The organism is Ruegeria sp. CF4 (assembly GCF_056537345.1).
Window position 1 is genome coordinate 149745 of record NZ_JBQFRJ010000006.1, and the last position, 25742, is coordinate 175486.

Sequence of the window (25742 nt, forward strand, 5' to 3'; positions counted from 1 at the left end):
GTGTACGCGATCCTATTGATCGGGATCATGCCCGTTTTGGCTGACGCACAGCTTCTGTTGCCGACCCCTGAACTTCGTGTTGAAAAAGACTGCGATATCTGCCCTGAGATGGTGATCCTGCCGGACGGGTTGTATATGTCCCGCGCCCCGGTGATGGTTGAAGAATTCCGCGCTTATGTTCAGGAAACCGGCTACAAAAACGCTGGTTGGGGGTGCAAATGGAACTTTCCGGGTTTTGAACAGGGTCCGCGACACCCGGCGACTTGCATCACCTATGAGGGGGCCGAAACCTATGCCGATTGGCTCAGCGACAAGACTGGCAAGCCTTATCGACTGCCCACCGCCGAAGAGCTGACTTACGCGGTGATGGCGTCGGCAACGACAAACTATTGGTGGGGTCAGCAGATTGGGCGGGATCGCGCAACGTGTCTGGGGTGCGGTCGGGCGCTGGACGCCGTGGGGACAACCCCCGTGGACAGTTATGAGGCCAATCCCTTTAACCTGCTGGATGCCGTGGGTAATGTCTGGATCTGGACAAGTGATTGTGTGTCCGCTGCGTGCGAGGAACGGCTTCTGCTGAGCGGGGGCTGGTCAAGCCCGCCATCGGATCTGAGGATGACCAAAAGCATTTTCAACAGCGTAACGGTACCTTTCAATACCTATGGCATTCGTGTGGTGAGGGAGTTCGAATGACACATATAAGTTGGTTTTTCCACGTCCTGATTTTCTGTTTTGCCGGGGGCATTGCATGGGCGCAGAACGAGACAAGCTCGGGTAATGTCTTTCGCGATTGTGATAGCTGTCCCGAGATGATCTTGTTGGAAAATGGCTCTGCTATCGCCGCAACTTTGATCACCCGCGCACAATTTGCCGAGTTTGCTGCAGAAACCGAATTACCCGGCGATGAAAGCTGTTTTATCCGTATCGCCAAACGATGGAAGAACACACCCGGCAAAGGCTGGTCTGACCCGGGGTTTGAACAGGGGCCGGATCATCCTGCGGTTTGCATGAACTGGCTTGAGGCCACAGCATATACGGACTGGCTTAGCGAGAAGACTGGTCAGTATTACCGTTTGCCAACCTACGAAGAATCCGTAGCCGCCACGGCGGCGGGGGCGGAAACGGCCTTTTGGTGGGGTGATGATTTCGCCGAAATCTGTGACCGCGCGAACGCCGCAGATGCCAATTTCAAAGCTGCTTTTCCTGAAGATGGCCGGAAGTTTCTGACCTGCGACGACGGGTATACCTATACCTCTCCGGTCAGGGCCTTTCCGCCCAATCAACTGGGTCTCTATGATGCGGTAGGCAATGTCTGGCAATGGACCAACACCTGCTTCAAAGGCGACTGTTCAAATGCGGTTTTTCGTGGTGCCTCGTGGGTAGTGCCCGCTAAAAACCACTTCCGCAACGACGGGCAATGGGCCGACAGGATTATTCTGCGCAATTCGGCGGTAGGTTTCCGCGTCTTACGGGACGCGCAATAGCCGGATGCCGCATCTCAGAGACAGCACCAAGAAAATTCTGGTCACAGGCGGTGCCGGTTTCATTGGCTCGCGTCTTGTGGATCGGCTGCTGGCACAAGGCCACGATGTTCTGTGTGTCGACAATCTGTTCACCGGGTCCAAGCGCAATATCGCGCATCTGCATTCAAACCCGAATTTCGAGTTCATGCGCCATGACGTGACCTTGCCATTATATGTCGAAGTGGATGAGATCTATAATCTCGCCTGTCCTGCCTCGCCGGTACATTACAAACATGATCCGGTTCAAACCGTTAAGACATCGGTACATGGCGCGATCAATATGCTGGGTTTGGCCAAACGGTTGGATGCGCGAATTTTTCAGGCGTCAACGTCGGAGGTCTATGGTGATCCCGCGACGCCGGAGCAATCCGAAGATTATTGGGGGCATGTTAATCCGATCGGGCCGCGCTCTTGTTATGACGAAGGGAAGCGTTGTGCCGAAACTCTATTCTTCGACTATCATCGGCAGCATGGGTTAGACATAAAGGTCGCCCGGATTTTTAATACTTATGGCCCGAACATGCATCCTGCTGACGGACGGGTGGTTTCGAATTTCATCACGCGTGCATTAACCGGTAAACCGCTGATCATCTATGGTGATGGCAGCCATAGCCGTTCATTTTGCTATGTGGATGATCTTGTCGACGGCATTATGGCGCTAATGGGGACCGATGCTGGAGTGACCGGTCCGCTCAACCTGGGAAACAGGCAGGAGATCACGATATTACAGTTGGCTCAGCGGGTGTTGTCACTCACGGAATCGCCCTCGGGGATTGAGTTTCAGGACACTACACCAGATGACCCAAGACGTCGCCGACCGGATCTTACCCGCGCCAAGGCCGTGCTTGACTGGACCCCGCAGACTGATCTTGATGAAGGGCTACGGCGTACCATCGCGTATTTTCGGGGCAACTCCGGTTGAACTGCAAGCCGTCAACTCATGGCCTGGAATTCTACGCGGCGGTTTTCCTCGGCGCGCGGATTGCTGGAGTTGACCGGAAAACGTTCCCCCATCCCGACTGTTTCCAGACGCTGAGGTGCGATACCACATTCCTGTACCAGATGACGCGCGACTTCTTTCGCGCGCAGTACCGAAAGGCGCTGGTTATATTCATCCGAGCCGGATGTATCCGTGTGCCCAATGATGCGAAACAGGTCAATCGGGCTGGTCTTCATTGCGGTACACATAGCTGACAGCTTGGATTTCTGACTTTCATCCAGCGCAGCAGAATCGTACCCGAATTTGATATGCATATTGATCTGCAATTCGGTGTCGAGCTTGGCGTAGACCAGTGGCTTATTCGGATCGGTTGCACTGGTGACCTGAGTGGTATCCGGCGTTGACGTCGTGCCGGTTTCCTGTGTCGTGATTGCTGTTTCCGTCGTTGGCAGGGTTGCAGTTTGCGCCGAAGGTGAGATCTCAATGCTTTCGGGGCTTACCGCCTCGGCCTGAATATCCTCTACCGTGACCAACGAAACACCACGGGCATTCGAACTGCCGTCAAGCGAGCGGGTCAGCGGCCGGTTCTGAACCTCAATCTGCCGGTTGAAAATCTCATTGATTTCCTCCGGAGTCATCTCTTGGCCAAGCGCGGGCAGGGCCAGAACGGCAAGGCAGATTCCGCCGATACATCCTGAATAAAACCGCATTTGAATCACCTGAGAAAAAAGGATTTGTACGGTCCCGATACTAGGTTAATATCTACAAATATTCAATTCTGTCTTTTGTATTGGCTGCTTCTTCGGCCCTGTGTTGTGGGCTGCCGGACTTGGGTGAACGCTCGGTATGACAGTTCCGACGACCAAAATTCCACACCCGCCGCGCCGTGCGGCTTTATATGTCGCCGGGGCGGGGCTGACCCATACCGGCCGGGTGCGGTCTGACAATGAAGATGCTATCTTAACTGATCCAACCGGGGTTCTTTGGGCCGTGGCCGATGGGATGGGTGGATACGGGAACGGAGATGTAGCCTCAGACATAATCACGCGTCATTTGTCTGAAGTGGTTGATACGATGTCAGCAATACCTGCGCTGCGTAGTAGCCTTCAGGCGGCGAATACTGAAATTCAGTCAGTGGCGCGGTCCAAGGGAACACAACGCTTTGGTGCAACGGTGGTGGCGTTGATGTTTCAGAACGGTCACGCCAATATCGTTTGGGCGGGTGATTGTCGTGCATATCTGATGCGACAACGCTGCCTTAGGTTGCTGACACGTGATCACACGGTCGTTCAAACTATGGTCGATGAGGGGTTGCTGCGTGATGAAGACAGCGCCAGCCATCCTGACGCTCATGTTGTCACCCGCGCCGTCGGATATGAACCTGAGATTGAACTTGATGCGCTGTCCGTTCCGGTGGTGCCAGGTGATATTCTGATGCTGTGCAGCGACGGGCTGACGGCGTGTCTGGGTGATCATGACATCGCCGATTGCGCATTGAGGGCGACAGACCCCGAGGCCCTGTGCGCCGATCTTATAATCCATTGCCTTGAACGCGGTGCGCCGGACAATGTTTCGGTGGTATCGACCTTCGTGCAGGAAGCACGCTGATGCGACAAGGTACGCTGATCGGCCCGATCATCATTGCGATAGGTTTGATTGCCGCGGCGATTGCCTTTGCGGTGGTCGGAGCGGTCTTGCAGACCGCCGATGGCGGGACTGAGTTACGGCTGGATCGTGCCGAAGACAGGATTGAGACCCTGACCACCGAAATCAAAGCGCTGAGTCAGGCGTTGAATGAAGCTGAAACAGCCATTGAACGACAGGCGGAAGCGAATGCGCTTCTTGCGGCCCAGGTGCCCTCTGCCGCGACGACAAATCCCGTCGGCGATGCAGCACAGGGGTTAAGCCTTGATGTGACGCAAACCATGCCCGAGATCGCGGACCACATTCCCACTGAAGAGATGACCGAGGTCATGCAGTTGGCCAAGGCGCGTTTCAACAAGGGGATAACGCAACCGCGCAATTCCACGATGCTCAAGCTGTTGGGTCAGCCACGGCGCGACTATGGCACCAACTGTCAGGGTATCACCAACGCGGCGCTGAGCGCGCTCGTGGAAACAAGGCAGGTGGGTCCAATTCGTGTAACCCTGCTGCGTCCGGCGCTGGACTCGCTGGAGCGGATTTTTAACACCCTGCAAGCCACCGAACCTGATATCTATGCAGCGCTCGGGACGGCAGGTGGCCTGTGCGTACGGCTGATCCGGGGCTCCAGCAGTTCGATCTCCAATCACTCATTCGGCACGGCGATCGACATCAAGCTTCAAGGACAGCTGGATGGCTTTGGCGATGGTGGTACGCAGTTTGGTCTGTTGTTACTGGCCGAGTTGTTCAATGCCGAAGGCTGGTATTGGGGCGCGACCTATCGCCGTGAAGATTCGATGCATTTCGAAGTTGGCGAGGAAACGTTGCTGCGCTGGCGCGCAGAAGGTCAGCTGTAGCTGATGGTGCGCAGAGATGCTCAGCCAGCGTCGGGCAAGCAGGTCTTCGAGAAAGCTGCGGTTCCCATATTCGATTTGATTGACCGTATGGATGAAGAAGTGCGCGCTGGCGAATCTGCGTTGTTGGCGCGTGCAAAAGAGGCCCTGACCGTGTTCGCAGGTGCGTTGGAGCAAAGCGATGTTCCGCAGCCTGCGATTGCTCCGGCGCGATTGGGGCTCGCCATGCTGATCGATACGCGGGCCCGCGCGCAGAGCGCTTTGAAACTGACTACGTGGAGTGTTCTGGCGCAAAAGGCTTTGTTTGATGACCACCAAATGTCGCTGTCGCGTATACGCGAGTTTTCCCAAACCGCCCGCGATGCCGGGGCTGACTATGCTGGTCTTGCAGCGTTTCTGGACGATGTGGCGCTGCAAGTACAAACGGGTGGTCGCAGCCTGACAAGAAGCCGCTCGAATTGGGGCGTGTTTGCGGTGCTGAGTTTTCTGGTGTTTTTGCTGTCGCTGGCCGGATATGCGTGTTGGCTGGAGTATCGGTTCCACGCCAGAATTCTGGATCGGTTTGAACAGGATATTGGTGCGATTACGCTGGCACCTGATATGGCAAGGGCCGAGTTGACCAACTCACTGACACAGGTTTCCCAAGCGCGGGATCGGGTGGTTCGTGCAGCACAATATGCACCGTTGCGCCGGGTTGTTCGATTGCCACGCGTGGACAGCGAAACAGTCGCGGAAAACAGATACCGGTCTGACGTAGCCAAAGTTGGTCCCGCCACGCTGGCCACTGTACTGGAGGAGGTGCTGGCGACCGAAGGCGACAGCCTGAAACTTTACGACGCGCTTCGGGCTTTTGCTGTGCTCAGCGGTGATCTGCAATGGTCACCCGCCTATCTTGAAGGCTGGTTGGAGGATAACCAAGACGCCCATGGTTTACCCGGGTTTTCTCGTCATGTGATGGCGTTTCCAACCCCCGACGGTACGATACAGGCCACCGATGCGCAGATACAGGATCTGGCGCGTGGCTTTGCCAGCGAGACGTCCGAGGCGGATCGGGTGTGGCTGGAACTGTTGCGCGCTTCGCAGACCCGGGCTCTGCCGTCCTGGAATCCCGAGGCAAATATACCGGGTCTGTCCGACATCCTTGTACGCCGTTCCGGCGTTGCGTTGGATTCGGCTTTGCCGGGGTTGTTCACGCAGGACGGCTGGGCCTATGCGCGGGATTACGGCATTGGCGTCGCCGTACAGGATGCCCGCCGCATGGTTCCGGTGGTGTTGGGTCAGATGTCTGACCCGGTCAATCAAACCCCGGACGAGGTTCAGGCCCGATTGCATCGGGAAACGATTGCCGTGTGGACGGAGTGGTTGTCCGATCTGCGGGTGGAACCGTTCGATGACCCGGATCGGGCCATTCTGGTTTCAGGCGTATTGGCGCAACGCGCGAATCCGCTATCGCAGGTGCTGCGCGCAAGCTGGACGCAGATGGGAGGGCGGGACCAAAGCCGAAGCTTTGACCAAAAGGTCGAATTGGGCCGTGTTTTTGGTCCGGTGGTCCAATGGATGGATGAAGGCGGCATGGCAGAGCTCAGCCAGCTGTTTTCAACATTGAACGTGGCACTCAGCACGCGGCAGCGCGACGGAGAGAAAGGTACAGCGAAACTGGTTAGCGTGCAGGAACGTGCGCGGACGATCAACGTGCTGCAAACCGCCCCCCGGATCATTGTGCAGATTGCTGAAGATGTGCTGGCACAGGCCAACGCGGCAACCTCTCAGTCTGGCGCAGATCCACTGGTTCTACGCTGGCAACAAACCATCTATCCCGCCTGCCGCAGAGTGTTGCACAATCAGTACCCATTCGCAGACGGTGCGGACGCAGTTCCGTCCGAGGTTACTGCATTGATGGCCCCAAACGGCAGTCTGATGCAGTTCTACAGTGCTTATCTGGCCCAATTCCTCGATCAGTCCTCACGGCCATGGCGCTGGAAACCAGAAGCACGTTTTGCCGGGCTGGACCCAGATTCAGCCGCCTTTTTCGAACGTGCCGTCCTGTTGTCCGATGCGCTTTTTGATGCGCAGGGTCAGTTGCAGCTGCAGCTCGAGATGGCGGCATTGGCCGAACGCGGACGAATGGTTGTCGCAGTGGGGGGACAGGGCGCGCCGGTGCGTGCAACAGGTGAACCGGCGATATTGGCATGGCCGGGCCCGGCGCCGCTAATGGGGGCCAGTATCAGCTTCCGTGAGGGCACAGACAATGCAGAACTTAATGCCGCCGGATATTGGGGATTGTTGAGGCTTCTGGATCGGTTCCGGCTGCGGTTTCGCGACGAAGGTGCCCGGGTTCTGGTCGACATTCGCAGCGATGATGGACGCGCATTTGTGGAAATTGTGTTCCCGGATGCGGCGAACCCAGTTTCGGCGCGTAGCTTGATGCGTGGATTCTCATGCCCACCGGTTCTGTAAATTGCGCGCCGGGACTCTGCGGCGCGCCATGCCTGTGCTACATTAGCACGCAGATTTGAAAGAGATTTTCAGGAAGCGAGTGCAGTGATGTTTGACGAGCGGCATTTCCAGGCCAAGACCGAGCTAGTCGATACCCCCGACGACCCGGATGGGTTGCGCTTTGCCCGGATGACCGGCTTCGATGCCATCAGCACGTGTTTCAAATTCGAACTCACACTGCAGTCGTCCGATTTCAACGTTAGTTCGGACAAGTTGCTGGGAACTCCCGTTACGGTCCGGGCTGGGTTTGAAGAACACGAGCGCTATTTTCACGGTTTGGTCGATCAGTTTCGCTTTGCCGGTCTCAAAGAAGGGTGGGGCCTTTATGAGCTCACGCTCAGGCCTGCCTTGTGGTTTCTATCGAAAACCACAGATAATCGCATTTTTCAGGCCAAAAGCGTTGTCGAAATCATCGAAGAAATTCTGGGTGAGCAGGACAATCTGCTGTTCGAACTGCGTCTGAACGAAAGTTATGAGCCGCGCGACTATTGCGTTCAATATGGTGAAAGCGATCTGGATTTTATTCAGCGGCTGATGGAGCATGAAGGCATTTACTATTTTCATGAATTTGACGATGGAGAACACAAGCTGGTTCTGGTCGATGACATTGCCACCTTGATTGCCACCGATGGGATGACCGAGATCGAATTTGAAGGCGACAAGATTGATTTTGCGCAGGACCCGCAAGTCATCACGGATTGGGACAGAACTGATGCTGTCGTGCCGGGTGCCTATGTGCATACCGACTATGATTTCATCAAACCGTCCGCCGATCTGATGGCGCTGGACGAGCTGCCGGTCGGACATGAACAGGACGACAAGGAACGTTACAGCTATCCCGGTACCTATAAGGACCATGGACGCGGCAAAGATCTGGCCACTGTCAGACTGCAAGAGGGCCTGTCCCCGGCACAAAGGATCACTGCTGTATCCACCGCACGAATGCCGTGGTCCGGTGCGCGCTTCAAGTTGGCGCTGTATCCGCGTGATGCCGAGAACGCGGAATACTGTATTCTGCGGGTCGATTATGACATGCAAGGCAAGGCCTATTCGTCGCTTCTGGGCGACAACGAACACCCCGGCTTCGAGGCCAGATATCTTCTGATGCCCGGCGACATCCAATACCGGCCACCCCAGGTAACTCCAAAATCTGTTATGCGTGGCCCGCAGACAGCTGTGGTTGTGGGCCCATCCGGAGAAGAGATTCACACAGATGAATACTCGCGCGTCAAGGTGCAGTTCCATTGGGATCGCGAGGGGGCGAATGACGAAAATTCCTCGTGCTGGGTGCGGGTGTCGTCTGTCTGGGCTGGGGCGGGCTGGGGCTTTATCCAGATCCCGCGCATCGGGCAGGAGGTCATCGTTGATTTTCTGGAAGGTGATCCGGATCAGCCGATTATCACCGGCCGCGTCTATAACGCAGAACAGATGCCGCCTTACGGGTTACCTGACAATGCGACGCAATCAGGTTGGAAGTCTAACTCGTCATTGGGCGGGGGCGGCTGGAATGAATTGCGTTTCGAAGACAAAAAGGGCTCGGAAGAGGTCTATTTCCAAGCCGAAAAAGATCACAATGAGTTGGTCAAGAATAATGAGACCCGCACCATCGGCAACGATTGGGTCGAGGATGTGGGCCATGACGGCACCCAATCCATCGGCAATGACCGCACTGAAAGTGTCGGCAACAACAAGTCTACATCGGTGGGTGTAAACCGCGATGTGATCATCGGCAGCCATGACACTGAAACAGTCGGCGCAACGCGTACGCTTACTGTCGGGGATACGGAATCGATCACCATCGGCTCCAGTTCCACGGAAACTATCGGTTTGAACCACACCCAGACCGTAGCGGCGCTGCAGACCGTAACAGTTGGTGCGGCGCGCACTGATACAGTAGGCGCAGCAGAAACCCGATCTGTCGGGGCGGTACAGACAAATACAATCGGTGCGAGCCGTTCAATGACCGTGGGGGCGCAACAGGATCACGAGATCGGTGCTGATGACAGTTGGAAAATCGGCGGTAACCAAAAGGTCGAAATCGCAGCAACGCAAGATGTCGAGATTGGTGCCGACGGGGCCTATAAGATTGCCGGTTCAAGGTCTGTTAATGTCTCCAAAGACTCGAAACACGTAATTGCTGAGATGATGGAGGTCGAGGTTGGCAAAGATCTGTCGATCAAGGCCGTCGACAGCATCACTTTGGTTTGTGGAGATGCCAAGCTGCAGATGAAAAAGGACGGAACGATTGTGCTGGATAGCAAAGATCTGTCGTTGAAGGCCAGCGGTAAGATCGTGGCCAAGGCCAGTGGCAACATGACATTGAAAGCCAGCAAGATCAGCCAGAACTGAGTTCGGCTATTGGGGGCTCACTCAAAAAAGATTGCCAAAGCAGTCTTCTGGTTTGACCGGCGGGTCTGAGGCCCAGGCCAGCGGTGGTGTCAGCGAGGAAGCCACGGCTGGAGGATCGGAAACGGGCTGCAGGGCTGCGTACAACGCATCCGGGTTAAATGCTGGGCTTTGTGACATGCAAAGCGCTGGGAAAACAGCGGCGGCCCAGTTTTCAACCCCTGCCTGATCGGCAGACTCCACAGGACAACACGCCGCCAGAGGAAAGTGCCGCCCGACGGCATCTTGGCTGGGCAATATCGCCAGAGCCAGCATATGCTCCGGCCCCTGTATCAAAGCGTGCAGGGCCGTCTCAGGCCAGATTTCGGGCCGACGGGCCGGTTCGGCCAGATGCAGGGTCAGCCATCTATCCAGCAAAGGCCGGATATGTGGTCTCAACCCGCGTGCGACGAAATCGCCGGATGCTGGCATTTTGCCAAAGAAGCCAGTACCCATCGATCAGAACCCGCTGGGGCAATCAAAGCCGGAAAACATTTCCAGATTAAAGGGGTTGTCCACGGAATTGGCGCGGAGATCGAAATCGGCTTTGTAATTGGCCGCCGAAAGGCTAAGGCGGAACACTTCGGGCAGTGTTGTGGGCGAAAGGCGCCCGGCCCGGATCAGTCGCAAAAACGCCCAGGACCCGGTCTGCGAGGTGATGACCTCGGTCGAGCCATCCACAGGCGCGAAACTCATCGTGATCATATTTGTCCCATCCGGTCCCGGCCATGTCATCGGCACTGGCCGCGCGGCTGCGTTGAAGTAGCTGAGCGTTTGACCATCCAGATTCAACGTGATCCTGCTTGCGTTGGCTGAAAGGTCCCTGGGCTCCAGCGCAAAGGACATCACCGGACCCGCGCCACCGGGAAACAGGGCCTGACGCATGGCGCGCGCGTTCTGGAAAGGGAACAGCGACGCCGGGTCCAGCCCCAGATCATTGCGCCAGCTCCAGGGCCGGGTGGTGGTATCGATATAAGGGGCAAGGTGGTTTTCGGTGAAACTGTCGACCAAGCCACCAGGCCCGAATAGTCGCGCGAAATCGGCCGTATTCACATCAATCGAACTGGATGGATCAAACGGGTATCGCCCCCGCGTTGCCGAAACACAAAACGGCATCACATCCGCCCGCCATTGTGCGTTGAGACCAGCGACGATTGCGTCGCGCGTGAATTCGATGGTGTCGCCCGCAATTCCGCGTACCCAATCATTGATCGGCGGGGGCAGGAACTGCGCCTCGTCGGCAATCGCACCAGTCAGCACCGGCAATCCGCCGCGCGCCAGCAACTCCGCCTGGGGGTTCGCCCCGGCAGATACTGTCTGAAGCTCATTATACAGCGCGGTCAGCGCTACGGTTGTGTCGCCGATAAGCGGTGGTTGTCCTTCGACCTCTTCCACAACGCTGCGAACCGGTTTGAAGTGATCGGCGACCGGTGCACCGGGGAGGGTCGCTGTCGCGCCCCCGCCGGACCCGACGATTTTAGAACCCTTTTTCGCAAGCTTTCCGACTTTACCGAGTTTTTTGGTGGCGGCCTTGAGCAACCCTTTGGGTGGTCCGCCGCTATCGGTATTTTCAACGCGTGTGAGATGGGTCTGGGCCACCACTTCCAGCAGTAGCCGCTTGAGCGCGCTGTCATCCGACGACAAATCCTTGAGATTGACCCGTGCCGTGTTCAGATCGGTGATCGGGGCCAGCCGGATGTCGCGTAGGAAGCTGTCCCACTGGGCCACGTAGTCATCGTAATATAGCTTGAGAATATCCGTCTCGAGCAATGTCGTTGTGGTATCCGAGCTTTCGGCGCACCCCCCTTCGAACACGGCGCGATCCAGAATGGCCTGCGCAGCCACTTCGGGCACGGCGGGCAGCACCGTCTTGTGGAACCCCTCATAGGTAAAGGCACCGGGGAGGCCCACCCGCAGAGTTTTCTCGGACAGCCGTGTCAAAACACGTGTCCCGTTGGGTCCGGTATGTTCAGCGGGTATCCAGTCCTCCAGTCCCGAAACCTGCGGCTGCCGCATCAAGGACCGATAGGCACGGATCGCAAGCGGTATGGTGCAGATGCTTTCCAGGGCGGTATTCACCAGGGCCGGATCGGGCGCGATACGGTCCTCCTCATTGGCCATCCGGGCAATGGCAGCCAATTGGTGATCAACGGCATCTTGCGTCGGAAATACATCAATCGGGGCGTATTCGGGCAGATCAATCTGCCACCATTCCGCGATGAAATCGGCGTCATAGGCCGCCAATCCGGTCATCATCTGGTAGGTTTTCAAGGCGCTAAGCAGGAAGTCCGGATCACGTGAATGGCGCCACATGGTGGCCTCAAGTGTTGCAACCATGCGTGGTTCGAGAATATTGCGCAGCGTGTGATCGTAGGCCAGGGTTTGCGCCTGATCCAGCTCAGCTTTGGCGGTGGGGCCGAATATGGTCATTAAACCAGCTTGCACAGCGCTGTCGGAATTGATGGTTTCGGTGGCCGCATCCAGCGCCAGATCGAGATCCAGCGGATCGGTCGGAGCTTGGCGGGCAGCAACATTGGCCAGCCGCGCATTCAGCTTAGACAATTGCCGCTCCTGATCCGTCAATCCACCGGAGTAACGGAGATACGAGAATGTAAACATCAGCACGGCCACCACCGTGGCAAGTGTTGCCGCAGCCAATGTCCCGCGGAATATCCAACGCCGGCGATCTTCGGCACGTGGATCAAAGGTGCCCAGCCCGGCCTCCTTGAACACAACCTCGGTTAACAGATTGCGCAGGAAGAACGATCGTTTTTCCCCCATCGCCCGAGGTTTGGGCGGTGCAACCGGCAAGCCCAAAGACTGGCTCATACCAGAGATCATCTGATCTATGGGCGAACCTTCCTGAGTGGCTGAAGTTAGATAGAATCCCCGCAGCCAGGGGCTGTCTTCATAGCGGCTTTCCCCGAAGACGGCATCGATCAGTTGCTTGATCGGACCGCTCAACTGGTCCAGTTGACTGGGAAAGCGGAAGGCTGCGCCACGCTGGTCCAGCGGTAAATCCGATGCCATGCGCCCGACTAGGCGGTGTTCGAGTTCGGATTGCAGGGCACGGGTTTCGCGATCTATCGTAACCCCATCTACCCGGACATCTGTGGGTAGGGTAGCACCCCAAACCTGCTCGCGCTCACGGGTCGACAGATCGGCAAAGAAGGGCTCGAACCCGGGTATCAGATCCGCCTTGGTGATCATCAGATAAACAGGAAGTTGCAGGCCCAGCTCATCCTGCAGTTCGATCAGACGCTTGCGCAGCTCTCGCCCGTGTTCACGGATCGAGGCGTCGGACCCGGCAAGTTCCTGAACCGACAAGGTCAGGATCACACCGTTCAGCGCGCGCCGACCGCGGTGTTTGCTCAGCAGTTTGAGAAAACCTTTCCATTCGGCGGCATCGACCTCGGCGTCGCTTTGCTGTTGTACATAGCGGCCTGCGGTGTCGACCAGCACGGCCTCTTCGGTGAAAAACCAATCGCAGTTTCGAGTGCCACCAACGCCTTTGAGGTCGTCTGACAGGTCAATTGGGAAATGCAGACCGGAATTACGCAGGGCTGCGGTTTTGCCAGTGCCGGGCGGGCCGATGAACAGATACCAGGGCATGTCGCGCAGGAATTTACGCCCCCCCAGTTTCGATCGTTTCATCTGATCCATGATTTCGGCGAATTTGGCGTTGACCTCAGCAACATTTTCCTCGCCGGGCGCGCTGGGCTCTTCGGGCGGGGCGGCGGCCAGTTCGGCGACAAACATGCGATTGGCGCGCGCTGCCCTGATCTGCTTGTAAAGCAGCCGCAGTAGCCAGAGAATCCAGAACACGCCAATGGTGATCGTGCGCGACAGATCACTTTCCAGGGGCGCTGTTTCGCCGAATTTCAGCAATCCTCCAAACAGCCAGATCAGTACCGATAACAGGCTGAGACCGATGATAGTCCACAAAAGGCGGGAGAAGAGAAAGCCGAAGATTGCTTTGACAACACCCATCCCTAAACCCTCTTCTGAACGATGATTTCGACCCGGCGATTCCGGGCACGGCCTTCTTTGGTACCGTTGTCAGCAATCGGTTCCGCCGCAGCGCGCCCCTCGACCGAGATCAGATCGGTCGGAACGCCGGCTGCGATCAGGAGTTCTGCGATTCTTTTGGCTCGGGCTTCGGACAGGCCCTGATTGGATTGGAATGGGTTGGTGCGTTGCACCGGAATGCTGTCCGTGTGGCCGACGATACGCAGTTTGCCGATGATGTCCTGATTATCCACGATTACGCTGGCGATCGATTGAACCAAAGTCGTGTATTGCGGGTTCAGATCTGCCTTGGCAGAGCGGAAGACCTCGGGGTTGGTTGCCTGCAGGACCACAATCGCCAGCGAGACGTCCTCGCGCCCGGACAGGGCGGATACGGTGTCAGGTGGGGCGGCCTGCGCAAATAATGGCAACAATTCAATAATCAGCGGTTCGGGTATCGGGCTGGGTTCCTTGACGGTTTCAATGATGGGTCGGAAAATGGCGGCCCTTTCAGGCGGGGGGAGCACTTCGGCCAGCGCATAGAGCTGTTCGCCCTTGTTTGACAGACGAACGCCAAGTCCCACATAGACCAGTGCCATGAACGCGATGGCGATCAGGCCAATCGCCCAGAGCGGCACAATGAATCCCGGATTATCATGTTCGGCGACAACCCCTTGCCAATGGGGTGAAATGGCTTTGTCTTCGGCGTCACGGTCCGTCAGTGCGCGCGCCAGCTGAGCCCGCAGTTGTGTCAGCGTGGCTTCGCCGCTTGAACCCGTCAGCCGGTGTTTGCCACGAAACCCAAGGGACAGGCACAAGAACGCCAGCTCGGCCAAATGCGGATCACGCTCGGGGAACCGCAGCAAGTCGTCGGTCAAGTCAAAGAACCGCTCCCCTGCATCGACATTGCCATAGAGTTCAGCCACCAACGGCATCCTTGGCCAACCAGACCCACCGCCCCATGGCGTGTTGAGCGCAATGTCATCCAGCAGGGCGGCGACAAACCAGGCGCCCTTGTCGGCTTGCCCCAATGTCAGCCCCGAAGAGACAGCGCTGTCGCGGGCATATGTCAGATTGTCCAGTAAACGGGCGCGCAGAACCTCGGGGTTTTCAGGGGCCGAGGCGGTTTCAAGCTCTGGCGCGAGCCCAAGCAGCGGCGAAAACGCATTGACTAGTGGATTGTCCGAAGCTCTGGCGTCCCGCAATCGCGCATCGGAAACTGGAACCGTCGAATGTGAGTGACCATGTTGTGACGCCGTTGCTTCGCGCTTTTTCGACACAGGTCGAATGCGCGTGCGGCCAGCATCTTGGCCCAGTCCGAATGGATCATCTTTCGTCATGGTTTGCGGCTCACGGCGTAGCAGTCAATGTCAGGGTCGCGGTCCAGCTTTCCCGCCACCCCAAGAACAAAACCCGGCGCGTCCGCGAGGGCCGCCCAATGTTCCGAGTTGCGATCAAGTTCCAGACACAGCCTGTCTCCGTCATAGGGGATTTCACGAGGCTGCGAATGAAGAGGTTTTAGCGGAATACCCGGCAGTTTCGATTTCCACAGATCGTCGAAATCATCTGCGGCACCGACAGTGGCCTGATTGATAAAGATCTTACGCATCATCTCTTCGGACATCTCGCTGCCGACCCGGATTACGATACGGTTGCTTTCGATGATACCGGGATTGTCGATGCGCACGGTCCAGATGTTGTCTGCATGCCGTTTGACGGCCAATGCACGGGATTTCGGCTCGACATGCTGAAGCGAGAGTACCAGTGAACGTAGCGTGTCGGTCAGTGCATCGAAGGCGGGTTGCGGATCCGTGTGATCATACAACGGGAACTCGGCCAGCCTGCGTGAAGATGAGCCGAAAGTTGCCATCTGTCCTGCCAGCCCGGAAAGCTCCATGAACAGATCCGAGGGGTGTAGATTGTTCTGCGCCAGAATGTGTGCCATCCGCGGTCGTGCTGCATTGGCCAGTTGCAGTATCAGCAGGTTTTCCATTGATGCGCCCGTGCCGCCCAGAACCATTTTGCCATGGGCATCTGCAATCCGATCAAGACCGGTGACCAGTTCTTTCAGAAAACTGGCATATCCGGATTGCGCTCCGAGTGTGAGAGCAGGCGCAAGAAATCCAGAAGCCAGAGTCACTGCACCGTTGGAATCCAACCCGTTGATGCGCGCGATTGGCAAGGAGGTGTAGCCTGCGGTGTCATCACCGGGCAACAATAGCCGCGGTGCAAGACGTGCCACTTCTATTTCGGTGGGATCGGCCCCGCCGCGTATGGCGTCGCGCACGGTTATGATCTCACCGCGATAGCGGGTGCCGGATGGGTCCGCATGGCTGGGGTCAATCTGTGCGGCGTCGGCCCGTTCCAGCGGCACTGCCAATTGTACCAACCCGGCTTCGGTGTCCGCGCTTACCTGAGCTGGCGGCACCGCCGCTGTGCTGCCGGGTACTGAAAATATCGTACCATCAGGCAGGATACCATCTGCCGTTTCGATACCGATAAGCCCTGCCTCAAGCGCATTGCGGTCCAGCGTCAGACTTCCGAAGCCCCAGTTTTGCAGAGGCACGGCACGGATTGCGCGCTGGGTCAGCCATTCATGATGGCGATCCTGCTGTTGCAAGTGTTGTGTACGCAGGAACAGCCCTTCGGACCAGACCACCTTGTTGCTATCGGTCATGCGCAGTCGGCTCCTTTTGCGGTTCAGGCGTCTTGAAGTTGCAGACCCGAGGGTCCGGCGGACAGGATCACACCGGCATTCTTGCCGGGTGCGGGCGTTTTGGCGCGGAATTGCTTGCCCGTCGGGTCGCGGAAGGCAGCTACGAACCCAACGACGGTTGTTTCCGGCTGCATGGTCAGGGTTTTGGTTGCCACATTGCCCGGGGTCAGCACGATCTGTTCGGCTTTGAGCAGCTCACTGCCCAGGGCCGCGGATGGGTCCTGAAGGGCGAAGAAATCCGCGCTGTCAAAAGCACCGCTGCCAGACATCTGAAGCAGGAAGATGGTCAACGGTCGGTCCTGCCCGTCCACACCGGGGTTCGCACCGGGTTGCCCCTGTGCCGACACTGTCAGAGTACCTGGTTTTTTACAGGCGGAAATGGTCAGGGTGGCGGCGATGCCGCCGATGAATAAACGTCGGTTCAGGCTCATCTCTGCTAACTCCCTTTTGTTTCGTATGCATCGCGAAAATCCGCGCCGACCTCGCCAAGAAACCGCTCTTCTGCAGATTTGGCGATGTCTCGGTATCGTTCCTGATAAAGCTGCCACATCTTGGCGGAACGCCCGCCTGCCACGATCTGTTCCAGAAAACCGGTATCCTCCAGTTCCCTCTCAACCTCCTCCGGGTCGAACCGGTCGATCATCCGGCGTAGCGCTGCCTGCAGAGCTTTCCAAGTGCGGATCTGGTGATCGGCAAGGTCACGATAGGCATCAGTTACAGCCCGATCGCCGGGCAGGTAGGTGGCGTCTCGATTGCGTATGATAGAAAGCAGTGCTTCGTCCGTGCTGGCCAGAAACTTCAGCGGGTTAACGTCTGAATTCGCAATGATGGTCTGGGCTACGCGGATCTTCTGCTTTTCCTGTGCCCGGGTGCGCAGCAAGAACATCAACCCTTCAACGCTTTCGCGCAGGCGCGCGCCGATCGCCTCAATCTCTTCTGCTGTGGCACGTTCAGCATCTTCTTCCGAAAGCCCCAAACCCCGAAACAGGGCCGTGCGCAGATCGGCGTCTTCGGTTGCCAAAGGTGTCTGGGGCTGAACCGGCTCTGTCGGTTTATGTGCAGGTTCGGGGGCAATCCTTACGGATGGCGCAGGATCTGTCGCGTCTGCTGCCCCATCCGGCAGAGGATCTTCGTGTGTCTCGGTGGGCGTGTCGTCGAAATACCGGCTCGCCGAAAACGATGTCTCCTGCGGGGCGGCAGATCGCCTGCTGAGGTCAAGCTCAAACGGATCGCGCTGATCCAGCGGGCGGGGCGGAGGGGCCGGTTCATTCGGCTCGGCCCATTTGTCCCACTCGTCGGATGTGCTTCTGGTACCAAATGGGTCGGGCAACTCCTTGGGTCTTTCCTTTGGTCCAGCATCCGGCATCTCAGATGTGCCGAAATCGAAAAAGCTGTCGCCGGCTGGTTGTGGCGAAGTGGCTTCGTCCGTCTTAGCGTCGTGCAGATCGACGCGAATGACAAAATCGCCAAGACGCAGGCGCATCTGATGTTCCAGTCGGAGGCTGTTGCCCGTGCCCAATGGTTCCGATGATCCGTCAATGAACAGCCCGCCCGAGCTGGCATCCAGAACCGCAAGCTCACCGCTCTCGTCGGTCAGAATTAGGTGTTTGCGCGAAATGAACATATCCGGGTCATCCAGCCGCCAGTCGCAATCCTCACCTCTCCCGATCAGCATCTGGCCACCCAGATAGGTTTTCTGCGTTTCGCTTTGCGCATGTGGGGCGCTTTCGAGAGTCAGGGTTACGTTCATGCGGCCACCTTGTTGTCAGGGGTGGCACTCCAGTTTTTTGTGATACTGGGCACGCAAAGGTCGTCAGCATCCTGATCCGGCAACGGGTTGAGCCAGATCGTACGCCCCAATTGGCATGCGCCCAGCCGGGCATCCGGTACTTCGTCGGCGCGCAGGACAAGGCGCAGGTTGAATTCGATCTCGCGCCCGGCCGCAAACACCACGGCATGGCACAGCCGCTCCCACAGATCCGGATTTTCCAGAAATGCAGCGAATTGGTCAAAGCTCAACGGGCCGACACGTAGCTCGGCTCGTGACAGGCGGTCAAAGCTGCGCGCGCCCACGACCGCCTCAGTCCCCAGACCTGAATGAGCCTGGCCCAGACGGGTTTGCAGCGCTTCGGGCAGATCGATCCAGACACCGACAAATTCTTCAAGCGCGACCGGCGCATCCACGACAGACTCGATAAAGGCGGTCAAACGTTCGGGACTGTGACGGTCCTGTACCAGCGACGTTGCGTGCCGCAATTTGGCATCGTTCAATTTTTTGTCGTCGGACAGGGTGCCGGGCAGGCCAAGCCCCGCTAGGGCTCGCAGCATGGCAGTTACCCGCCCGCCATCGTCATGGACCATGTGAATTTCCGGGCGGGCGTCGGCCCAGGCGCGCCAGTAGAACGCCAGCATTCGGTGCTGAAGCATGTTGACGAGGTCCAGAAAGGACGTGTCCGCCAGTGCGCCGGCGTTGTCGCCAGCGAACCAGCGGTTCGACAAGCGCTCGCGTACCCAGCGGGTCAGGTGTAGCGGCATCGGACCTTCAGGACCCAACAGGCCCAGGACATTGACGGAAACCTGCGGAACGCCGCCTTCGCGAAGGGTCAGGCTGGCGACATCTTGGGTGGCAAATCCTTGCCTTGGTGATTGACCCAGCCGGGCAGGTTCGTTCATGGGCCCGCCAGAGCGGCCAAACCTTTGCCCATTAGTTTCCAGCAGTGCCAGCATCTGGAAGAAATCCATCTCGGTGATGCTTTGTTCTGCTAGATCGGGCTGCGCGCGCCGGGCGTCATCGGCCATGCTACCTCCTGTTGTTGCTGCGTCAGATGCGTGCGGGTCCGGATGAATGAGTTTATGCCGACATGGCGGGCGAACAGGTGCGACAGCAAAGCTGACAGAAGCAGCGAACTGTGACCCGACAGAACGGTCTCGTCTATTTCCAGCGTGATCTCGACTCCGTGGCCAAAGCAGATAGGTCCGGGGCGCTGGATCCGCTCGATCACGGGCCGGGATTGTACGCGCGTCAGCGAGCGACCGTGGCGTTCCAGCGTCGGATCGCCCCGGTCGGCATATAGCATCAGCAATGCGCGCAAAGGTTCACTGTCGCGCCCTTCGGCTGCCAACGAGATGTGGTTCAGGCTGAGTTGTGCGATCCAGCGCCAGGTCAGATCGTCCATCTTGCGTTCGGACCCGGACCCTGATGGAAGGGCCGAGCGCAGCGATGGGCGCGGCCGTTTGAAGGCGCTTAACAGGTCGACCTTGCCCACCGGATCTCCGGTTTCCAATGTAAGCACAGGGGTGTCATCAAGGATCGGCAGATCGCGGTTTGTGCAGAGGGCACGGATATCCAGCCGTTTGAGGGCCCCGCTGCTGTTCATGCCAGCGGGGTGGGTCACCGAGATGAACAGATCATCACCGGTATAGCTGGTCCGGGTTTGCCCACGTCTGATTTCATCTTCGCCCGGTCGGCGCGGTCGACGTTCGACCGAATATACATAGCCGGAATCCGAGCGCTGTTCGACGGAAAATATCGGGGTGACACGCGCCTGCGGCCCGTTGGTTTCGGCATCTTCAACACGAAGCAGGCGATAGACCTCGTAATCCCGGGGGCGCGTGCGGTCAGCATGAATGATGTGTGCCGATTTCTGCGGATCTAGCTGAACCAGATTGCATTCCCGTTCGAACAGATTGACCAGCGGAGTGGCAAAAAGTTGAAAATCCTTCAACTTCACATCGTTGAGCGCGGGTTGTTCCTTGTCCAGCAAGATCACCAATTCGATGCTGGTGCCCGTGCAAGTTGCCACTGCGTTAAACAGGCCCGACAGCCGTGCATAATGGAACCGCTCCGGCATCAGGAAGTATTCCCGCAGCAATCGATAGCCTTCGAAGGCGTGGCGAACTTTGGGGGTCAGTGCCTCATCGTCCGAGATACCGACCATGGTCGGTGCCGCCGCGGGCTGAAATCGTGCGTTGCGTTCGGCTGGGCGTACCACCATACGATGCCCGAATCCAAACACCGCATCAAAAATTGCACCTGCTCTGCTGCTGGTTCCGAAGTAGATATCCAGACTGTCCAAGCTCAGATCGGACATTAGCCCAGGGCCGGTGCGTGTCAGTTCGATCCGCAAGCCCGCCTGGGGCTGCGATCCGGCCTGATCCCCGATCCCTGCCTCTCGCAGGGAGCCCGGGTCCTGCAGGTATTCCACCTTGGAGATTTTGACGGGCCACAGGTGCACCGCTTGTGCGGTTGTGAATGTTGAACGTGTGGTCAGCCCGTCGCGTAAGCCAGATACCAATCTTGTGCCCCGGACAACCTCGTGCCCGCCCACCATGCTGTCGATCTGCGGGCCGGGGGCCAGACGCGCCATGGACATGGCCGGACTGGGGCCGGCCAGATCGGGATACAGAGTGTCCAGCAGGTTGCGTACATAGCGGCTGGCCTCACCATCTACCTTTAATCGGGTACGAGCGCCCAGAAATGCGACGCCTTCGAGCAGGCGTTCAACATAGGGATCGGGGCAAGGTGTGCTTTCAATCGAAAGGTTGCGTGCCACATTCGGATGAATTGCAGCAAACTCTCCGGCCAATTCGCGGATATGGGTCAGTTCCTCTTCGTAATATGCCAGGAACGCGCGATCCATCAGAGCTCTACCAACGTTGTTGCGGCTTCTCCGTTGTCGAGGTCGATCGCTGTGGACAAGCGCAGCCGTTCTGGCACCGGAGACAGCAAAAGAACGCCGTCGATGGTGATCCGCATACCAGTCTTGTCATTGAAATCGACCTTTACTCGAACGGTGTTTTTCTTCAGCCGTGGCTCATAGATGTGCAGGACCTGCCTGATCTCACGCTCTAAAGCGTCTTTGTCAAAATCGGATCCGCGACGCCCCGAGAATGATGGCACACCATAGTTCAGCACCGAGCTTCGGACCTGCGGAAAATCCGTCAGTTCTTCGGCGGTGGTCTGTGTGGTCATCTGTTCCAGTTCGGTCAGCAGAAAATCGGCCTCCATCCGTTCGATGTTGAACAGCATCTCGATATCACGACGCACCGCTTCGCGCAGAGTGTCGGCATCAACCACAATGCCGCTGTCTTCCAACCTTTGACGCTGGTGCATCTTGGCAACGTAGACGTGCAGTTTCTGTCGCTGTTCGTCGCCAAGGTCTACTAGCTGCTCAACCGCGCGCGCACCGCCCAAAACGACCTGCTCCAAGTCGACATTGCGTCCCAGCTCTTTGCTAAGTTCCAGGCGCATACTGTCGGTTTCAGCCAGAACACCCGGCAATTCATCGACCAGCCGGTCCCACAGGGACGGCTGGACGCGTTCTTGACGGGCAGACAGCCCAGACCTTTGGTTTGACATAAGTTCAGTCGGCCCTTTTTGGGTCACGCACCGGCTGAGATATCGTATTCAATCTCGTGCTCATCTCCGGCGCTGTGGTCGTCGGCCTGAACGGTGTAGAGGATCGAGATCTTCTCACATGTCAGGCTCACATGTTCTTCAATCACCAGACTGTCCTGAGGTGTTGGAAGAATTTCATAACCTGAAACTACGACATTCTCCATTTTGATCACCAGATAATCCAGATGCGCTTCGCCGGAATCCTTGCGAACTGCGATTGTCACCTCTGGGAAGTCCTTGCCCTGCATGCAGGCCAGCGCAAGATAGGGTGAGGAGGCGTCATAGAACTTGTTGACTTTGACGGCCCCAACCTGGGCGCGGGCAAGCGACCGACCGCTGCCGACCTGTGCAGTTGCGCCCTGCTGGATGATCCAGTCGATGGAGTGGACATCGATCTCGTCTTCGTGATCAGCGCGCACGCTTTCGCCAGGGACGTCGTCGATCAGCATATATCCGGTTAACATGGAATTACTCCTTTAACTTAATGAACTACGATTTGACGGAGGGCAGCTCGGACACGAGCCTCAAGCTCGCGTTGATGCCTTCCAGTTGGTAATGAGGTCTGAGGAAAAACCGCGCATTGTAGTAGCCAGGGCGTCCTTCGACACTGTCCACCTCAACCTCTGCCGCAGCAAGTGGACGTTTGGCCTTGGCTTTGTCATCAGCCATGGACGGATTGGCCAACACATAGCGGTTGATCCATTCGCTTAGCCAAACCTGCATATCGGACCGCTCTTTGAACGTGCCCACCTTGTCGCGTGCAATGGCCTTGAGGTAATGCGCGAACCGACTGACCGGGAACAGATAGGGCAGGTTGGCAGACAGCCGTTCATTGGCCTGCGCATCCGGATCGACCAAACGTCCGGCCCGGGTTTCGTCATCCTGCAGCGAATGAGCCCCGATAAAGGCAGCCAGATCGGTGTTCTTGCGATGCAGTACCGGCATCATGCCCAGCTTGGCCAGTTCAGCCTCGCGCCGGTCATCGATGGCGATCTCGGTCGGGCATTTCATTGCAATCGAGCCATCGTCGGTCGGGAAGCTGTGAACCGGTAGATTGGTCACGGTTCCACCGGATTCCACGCCCCGGATCTGGGTTCCCCACCCATACAGCTTGTGGCTGCGGTTGATATTCACGCCCATCGCAAAGGCGGCATTCATCCAGACATAGTGATCATGCTTGCCGTCAATGGCTTCTTCGAAATCGAAACCCTTGACCGGAATGGTGTCCGCGCCATAGGGCAGGCGGCCCAGCACGCGTGGCATGGTCAACCCGATGTATCGTGCATCCTCGCTTTCGCGCAGCGATTGCCAGCTGGCATAATCCGGAGACGACACGATGCCTTCGAGATCCTGCGGGTTGGGCAATTCCTGCCAGCTTTCCATCTTGAACAGCTGCGGCGCAGCGGCGGCAATGAACGGTGCGTGGGCCGAGGCACATATCCCCGACATCTCGCGCAACAGACTGACGTCCTGCGGATTGTGTGAGAACTCATAAGCACCGATGATCGCCCCGAAGGGCTCGCCGCCGAATTGCGAATACTCGGCCTGATAGATGCTTTTGTAGATCGGGGACTGGTCCCACATCTGGCCTTCGAAGTCCTGCAGCGTTTCGCCCAGATCCTCTTTCTTGATGTTCATCACCCGGATCTTGAGCTTCTGATCTGTCTCGGTGTTGTTCACCAGATAGTGCAGACCACGCCAGGTACCTTCCATCTGGCGTACTTCGTCATTGTGCAGGATTTCATTCATCTGTGTGGTCAGAAGACCATCGATGCCGGCAATCAGTGACTTGATGGATTTGATCGCATTGCCCGAGATTGTGGCCGAACCTGAGCGATCCTTGGCAGCAATCGCCAGATTGGCAACCAGCCCCTTGAGCTTGTCACTCTCACTGTCTTTTATGCGGAAATCTTTTTCCAGCAGGTCGGAAAATTCACCCAGATCCAGTTCTTCGGCCTCGGCGGCGCCTCCGGCGGCCTGTGCTTCTTTCTCAGCCATGCTTAACCCTCCTCGCTTTCAGCGTTTTTCAGGGCTTCTTCGGCGGCCTGCGCCAGAAGCGGTTCGTTGTTCAGAAGTTGGGCGATGCGCTTTTCCGCATCGACCTTGCCGTCCATGTATCCCAGCAATTCCTCAAGCTGGTTGCGCATCTTCAGCAACTCGTTGAGGGCCGGAACCTGCGCCGCCATCTTGTCAGGGGCAAAGTCACCCATGCTGGAAAAGGTCAGATCCACGAAAAGTTCTTCGTCGGCTTCCCCGCCATCTGCAGATGGCAATGTATTTGGAACACGGGTCTTCACACGCGGACCAAGGGCTTCCATGAATTTGTTGAAACGACCCGCATCGGTTTCGACAAAGTTGCGTTCACCTACGGGTTTTTTGGCTTCAGGTGTCTCGGATTTCCCCGCCAGATCGGCCATTACGCCCATCACAAATGGCAATTCAATCGTCGTGGGACTGCCATAATGTTCAACGTCATAAGCAATTTGCACCCTCGGGGCGCGATTACGCTCAATGACCTTCTGCTTACTTTCGGACATTTAAAACTCCTTCGAAATTTTAAGACTTTCTCCCCTTGGCGTCCTCCACGCCTGCAACGTTGCGAAACTCTTTCAGGCCGGATGGGGCGACTTCCTCCATCAGGTCCATGAAATCCATCGGGACCATGCGCCTTAGCCGTCGGGCCAGATGAGGAATCGGGCTTGACGGTTCAGTGCGCTCGTAAAAGGCGATAATGCTGTCCAGGCACCGTTCGACATCCGCACGGGAATTCACGACGCCGGGTGCCGCAGAGCTGGCGGGCGTGGCGGTTGCCGGAGCAGCCTGCGGTTGCTCGGATACGATTTCCTGTTCGCCGTCAGACTGACGGATGTCTGACATTGCCACCTCCAGCGTAGTTCGTACCTGTCCCAGAAATTCCCCTAGTTCGTTCAGGTTCAGCCCCGGATCCTTTTCGTAACCGGCCTGAGTGTTGAAACGTACGCAAATGGAGCCAAGTGCCTCCTGTGCCTGATTCAAGGCTGCAACCAGTGCTTCGGCGCGATCCGGTTCTTCTGCCGCCAGCGCACGTGTTCCCGCCTTGACGCGCCCGACGCGGGCTTCGTGCTTGGCCGCGATCCCTGCCAGTTCTTCTTCGGTTGCACCGGCATATTTGGCTTGCGCGTCAAACGCGCTCAACGTGGCGGCCGCCAAATCCTCTCCGGTCAGGGGGCCGATGCCACGGGGGCTGAGTGCGACTGAAAACTTCAAGTCACCCAGAAGCCCATTGTCGTCATTCTCCAACTGTTTGATTGCATTCTGCCTGGGCTGAACACAGGCTTGTGGCGTATCGCGGTCCCGCAGCGCCGGGTTCAGAGTGTCCCAATAGGTTTCCAGCGTTGCGTCCAGCATCTTAAGGCCAGCTGCCAGCCCCTCGAAACTGTCAGTGGCGACACCGGCACGGATGAGAATATTCAACATCCGCAGATCGCGACCCGTCTGGGCCAGGTCTAATCCGTCGCGTTCAATAGACGACCAGTCGATCGGTGCAGCAGAGGGGTTGAGTGTCCCGTCGGGCAGCACACGATTAGTCTTCGTCGCTGTTTCAAGCAAACGTTCTATCGCGTGGAAACGCGGTTCGTTCCTCAGTTCCACCCCGGAAGGGTTGTCACCTTCCAACGGCTCAAGAAGGATCCCAAAATCCATACAGCAGCCTAAAATTTGCGTTCAACAATGTTCAAAGTCTCGCAAAACAATCTGATTCTTGCAATAAAATCACTATATCTCGATATTTGGCATTATTTGT

At 57.4% G+C, this 25742-nt stretch carries 21 protein-coding genes; 7 read left to right on the plus strand and 14 right to left on the minus strand.

Features of this window, described 5'->3' with window-relative positions; genetic code table 11:
• Genes ACR0NF_RS14315 through ACR0NF_RS14325 form a run of 3 tightly spaced genes read left to right on the plus strand, consistent with a single transcriptional unit; the run spans position 1 to position 2445 of the window.
• The gene (locus ACR0NF_RS14315) at positions 1-693 is read left to right on the plus strand and encodes a formylglycine-generating enzyme family protein (protein WP_480472164.1); all 693 of its coding nucleotides are present in this window, start codon (positions 1-3) and stop codon (positions 691-693) included.
• On the plus strand, positions 690-1484 hold the full coding sequence (locus ACR0NF_RS14320; protein WP_480472163.1) for a formylglycine-generating enzyme family protein: 795 nt from the start codon (positions 690-692) through the stop codon (positions 1482-1484). The genes ACR0NF_RS14315 and ACR0NF_RS14320 overlap by 4 nt, the downstream gene beginning before the upstream one ends.
• A 4-nt stretch (positions 1485-1488) precedes the next feature.
• The gene (locus ACR0NF_RS14325; RefSeq protein WP_480472162.1) at positions 1489-2445 is read left to right on the plus strand and encodes a UDP-glucuronic acid decarboxylase family protein; all 957 of its coding nucleotides are present in this window, start codon (positions 1489-1491) and stop codon (positions 2443-2445) included.
• Between the two features lie 11 nt (positions 2446-2456).
• Here the strand turns inward: ACR0NF_RS14325 and ACR0NF_RS14330 are convergent, their stop codons facing one another.
• Complete coding sequence (locus tag ACR0NF_RS14330; protein WP_480472161.1) at positions 2457-3173, minus strand: OmpA family protein; 717 nt, start codon at positions 3171-3173, stop codon at positions 2457-2459.
• A 136-nt stretch (positions 3174-3309) separates the two neighbouring features.
• Here ACR0NF_RS14330 and ACR0NF_RS14335 point away from each other — a divergent pair, with 136 nt between their 5' ends.
• The 4 genes from ACR0NF_RS14335 (at position 3310) to ACR0NF_RS14350 (ending at position 9803) form a co-directional block, all read left to right on the plus strand.
• Positions 3310-4071, plus strand: a complete 762-nt coding sequence (locus ACR0NF_RS14335; RefSeq protein ID WP_480472160.1) for a PP2C family protein-serine/threonine phosphatase — start codon at positions 3310-3312, stop codon at positions 4069-4071.
• The gene (locus ACR0NF_RS14340; protein WP_480472159.1) at positions 4071-4961 is read left to right on the plus strand and encodes a M15 family metallopeptidase; all 891 of its coding nucleotides are present in this window, start codon (positions 4071-4073) and stop codon (positions 4959-4961) included. The genes ACR0NF_RS14335 and ACR0NF_RS14340 overlap by 1 nt, the downstream gene beginning before the upstream one ends.
• A gap of 3 nt (positions 4962-4964) precedes the next feature.
• A complete protein-coding gene (locus ACR0NF_RS14345) occupies positions 4965-7415 on the plus strand; it encodes an ImcF-related family protein (RefSeq protein ID WP_480472158.1) in 2451 nt (816 codons plus the stop codon).
• Positions 7416-7502: 87 nt separating this feature from the next.
• Positions 7503-9803 (plus strand): type VI secretion system Vgr family protein, encoded by a 2301-nt coding sequence (locus ACR0NF_RS14350; RefSeq protein ID WP_480778465.1) that lies wholly within the window; start codon positions 7503-7505, stop codon positions 9801-9803.
• A gap of 21 nt (positions 9804-9824) precedes the next feature.
• Here the strand turns inward: ACR0NF_RS14350 and tagF are convergent, their stop codons facing one another.
• From tagF to ACR0NF_RS14415, 13 genes are read right to left on the minus strand one after another with little or no spacing between them, the layout of a single operon-like run.
• Positions 9825-10295 carry a type VI secretion system-associated protein TagF gene (gene tagF, locus ACR0NF_RS14355; RefSeq protein WP_480472156.1) on the minus strand — a complete coding sequence of 157 codons (471 nt, stop codon included), beginning with the start codon at positions 10293-10295 and terminating at the stop codon, positions 9825-9827.
• 3 nt (positions 10296-10298) lie between these two features.
• Positions 10299-13829 (minus strand): type VI secretion system membrane subunit TssM, encoded by a 3531-nt coding sequence (gene tssM / locus ACR0NF_RS14360; RefSeq protein WP_480778466.1) that lies wholly within the window; start codon positions 13827-13829, stop codon positions 10299-10301.
• Between the two features lie 2 nt (positions 13830-13831).
• Entirely contained in the window at positions 13832-15187 is a 1356-nt protein-coding gene (icmH, locus tag ACR0NF_RS14365; RefSeq protein WP_480659466.1) for a type IVB secretion system protein IcmH/DotU, read from the minus strand.
• Positions 15184-16524 (minus strand): type VI secretion system baseplate subunit TssK, encoded by a 1341-nt coding sequence (gene tssK / locus ACR0NF_RS14370; protein ID WP_480667675.1) that lies wholly within the window; start codon positions 16522-16524, stop codon positions 15184-15186. The genes icmH and tssK overlap by 4 nt, the downstream gene beginning before the upstream one ends.
• Positions 16525-16547: 23 nt before the next feature.
• Complete coding sequence (gene tssJ, locus ACR0NF_RS14375; protein ID WP_480472152.1) at positions 16548-16994, minus strand: type VI secretion system lipoprotein TssJ; 447 nt, start codon at positions 16992-16994, stop codon at positions 16548-16550.
• Positions 16995-16999: 5 nt separating this feature from the next.
• Positions 17000-18313 (minus strand): type VI secretion system-associated FHA domain protein TagH, encoded by a 1314-nt coding sequence (gene tagH / locus ACR0NF_RS14380; RefSeq protein WP_480667676.1) that lies wholly within the window; start codon positions 18311-18313, stop codon positions 17000-17002.
• Complete coding sequence (gene tssG / locus ACR0NF_RS14385; protein WP_480778467.1) at positions 18310-19362, minus strand: type VI secretion system baseplate subunit TssG; 1053 nt, start codon at positions 19360-19362, stop codon at positions 18310-18312. Before tssG ends, tagH begins: the two co-directional genes overlap by 4 nt.
• On the minus strand, positions 19326-21203 hold the full coding sequence (gene tssF, locus ACR0NF_RS14390) for a type VI secretion system baseplate subunit TssF (RefSeq protein WP_480778468.1): 1878 nt from the start codon (positions 21201-21203) through the stop codon (positions 19326-19328). The genes tssG and tssF overlap by 37 nt, the downstream gene beginning before the upstream one ends.
• Complete coding sequence (gene tssE, locus ACR0NF_RS14395; protein WP_480472148.1) at positions 21203-21922, minus strand: type VI secretion system baseplate subunit TssE; 720 nt, start codon at positions 21920-21922, stop codon at positions 21203-21205. Before tssE ends, tssF begins: the two co-directional genes overlap by 1 nt.
• Before the next feature lie 23 nt (positions 21923-21945).
• On the minus strand, positions 21946-22425 hold the full coding sequence (locus ACR0NF_RS14400; RefSeq protein WP_480472147.1) for an Hcp family type VI secretion system effector: 480 nt from the start codon (positions 22423-22425) through the stop codon (positions 21946-21948).
• Positions 22426-22450: 25 nt separating this feature from the next.
• Positions 22451-23959: a type VI secretion system contractile sheath large subunit gene (gene tssC / locus ACR0NF_RS14405; protein WP_480472146.1), complete on the minus strand. Its 1509-nt coding sequence runs from the start codon at positions 23957-23959 to the stop codon at positions 22451-22453.
• A 2-nt stretch (positions 23960-23961) separates the two neighbouring features.
• Positions 23962-24498: a type VI secretion system contractile sheath small subunit gene (tssB, locus tag ACR0NF_RS14410; protein ID WP_480472145.1), complete on the minus strand. Its 537-nt coding sequence runs from the start codon at positions 24496-24498 to the stop codon at positions 23962-23964.
• Between the two features lie 19 nt (positions 24499-24517).
• Positions 24518-25642 (minus strand): type VI secretion system protein TssA, encoded by a 1125-nt coding sequence (locus tag ACR0NF_RS14415; protein ID WP_480778469.1) that lies wholly within the window; start codon positions 25640-25642, stop codon positions 24518-24520.
• Positions 25643-25742 lie beyond the last annotated feature (100 nt).

Coding starts and splice junctions, on each gene's coding strand:
- tssC (WP_480472146.1), bottom strand. CDS start 23,959: ATGGCTGAGAAAGAAGCACAGGCCGCCGGAGGCGCCGCCGAGGCCGAA.
- icmH (WP_480659466.1), bottom strand. CDS start 15,187: ATGACGAAAGATGATCCATTCGGACTGGGCCAAGATGCTGGCCGCACG.
- tssM (WP_480778466.1), bottom strand. CDS start 13,829: ATGGGTGTTGTCAAAGCAATCTTCGGCTTTCTCTTCTCCCGCCTTTTG.
- tagH (WP_480667676.1), bottom strand. CDS start 18,313: ATGAACGTAACCCTGACTCTCGAAAGCGCCCCACATGCGCAAAGCGAA.
- ACR0NF_RS14400 (WP_480472147.1), bottom strand. CDS start 22,425: ATGTTAACCGGATATATGCTGATCGACGACGTCCCTGGCGAAAGCGTG.
- ACR0NF_RS14335 (WP_480472160.1), top strand. CDS start 3,310: ATGACAGTTCCGACGACCAAAATTCCACACCCGCCGCGCCGTGCGGCT.
- tssE (WP_480472148.1), bottom strand. CDS start 21,922: ATGTCAAACCAAAGGTCTGGGCTGTCTGCCCGTCAAGAACGCGTCCAG.
- ACR0NF_RS14340 (WP_480472159.1), top strand. CDS start 4,071: ATGCGACAAGGTACGCTGATCGGCCCGATCATCATTGCGATAGGTTTG.
- ACR0NF_RS14325 (WP_480472162.1), top strand. CDS start 1,489: ATGCCGCATCTCAGAGACAGCACCAAGAAAATTCTGGTCACAGGCGGT.
- tssK (WP_480667675.1), bottom strand. CDS start 16,524: ATGACCGATAGCAACAAGGTGGTCTGGTCCGAAGGGCTGTTCCTGCGT.
- tagF (WP_480472156.1), bottom strand. CDS start 10,295: ATGGGTACTGGCTTCTTTGGCAAAATGCCAGCATCCGGCGATTTCGTC.
- ACR0NF_RS14320 (WP_480472163.1), top strand. CDS start 690: ATGACACATATAAGTTGGTTTTTCCACGTCCTGATTTTCTGTTTTGCC.
- tssB (WP_480472145.1), bottom strand. CDS start 24,498: ATGTCCGAAAGTAAGCAGAAGGTCATTGAGCGTAATCGCGCCCCGAGG.
- tssF (WP_480778468.1), bottom strand. CDS start 21,203: ATGGATCGCGCGTTCCTGGCATATTACGAAGAGGAACTGACCCATATC.
- tssJ (WP_480472152.1), bottom strand. CDS start 16,994: ATGAGCCTGAACCGACGTTTATTCATCGGCGGCATCGCCGCCACCCTG.
- ACR0NF_RS14330 (WP_480472161.1), bottom strand. CDS start 3,173: ATGCGGTTTTATTCAGGATGTATCGGCGGAATCTGCCTTGCCGTTCTG.
- ACR0NF_RS14415 (WP_480778469.1), bottom strand. CDS start 25,642: ATGGATTTTGGGATCCTTCTTGAGCCGTTGGAAGGTGACAACCCTTCC.
- ACR0NF_RS14345 (WP_480472158.1), top strand. CDS start 4,965: ATGGTGCGCAGAGATGCTCAGCCAGCGTCGGGCAAGCAGGTCTTCGAG.
- ACR0NF_RS14350 (WP_480778465.1), top strand. CDS start 7,503: ATGTTTGACGAGCGGCATTTCCAGGCCAAGACCGAGCTAGTCGATACC.
- tssG (WP_480778467.1), bottom strand. CDS start 19,362: ATGGCCGATGACGCCCGGCGCGCGCAGCCCGATCTAGCAGAACAAAGC.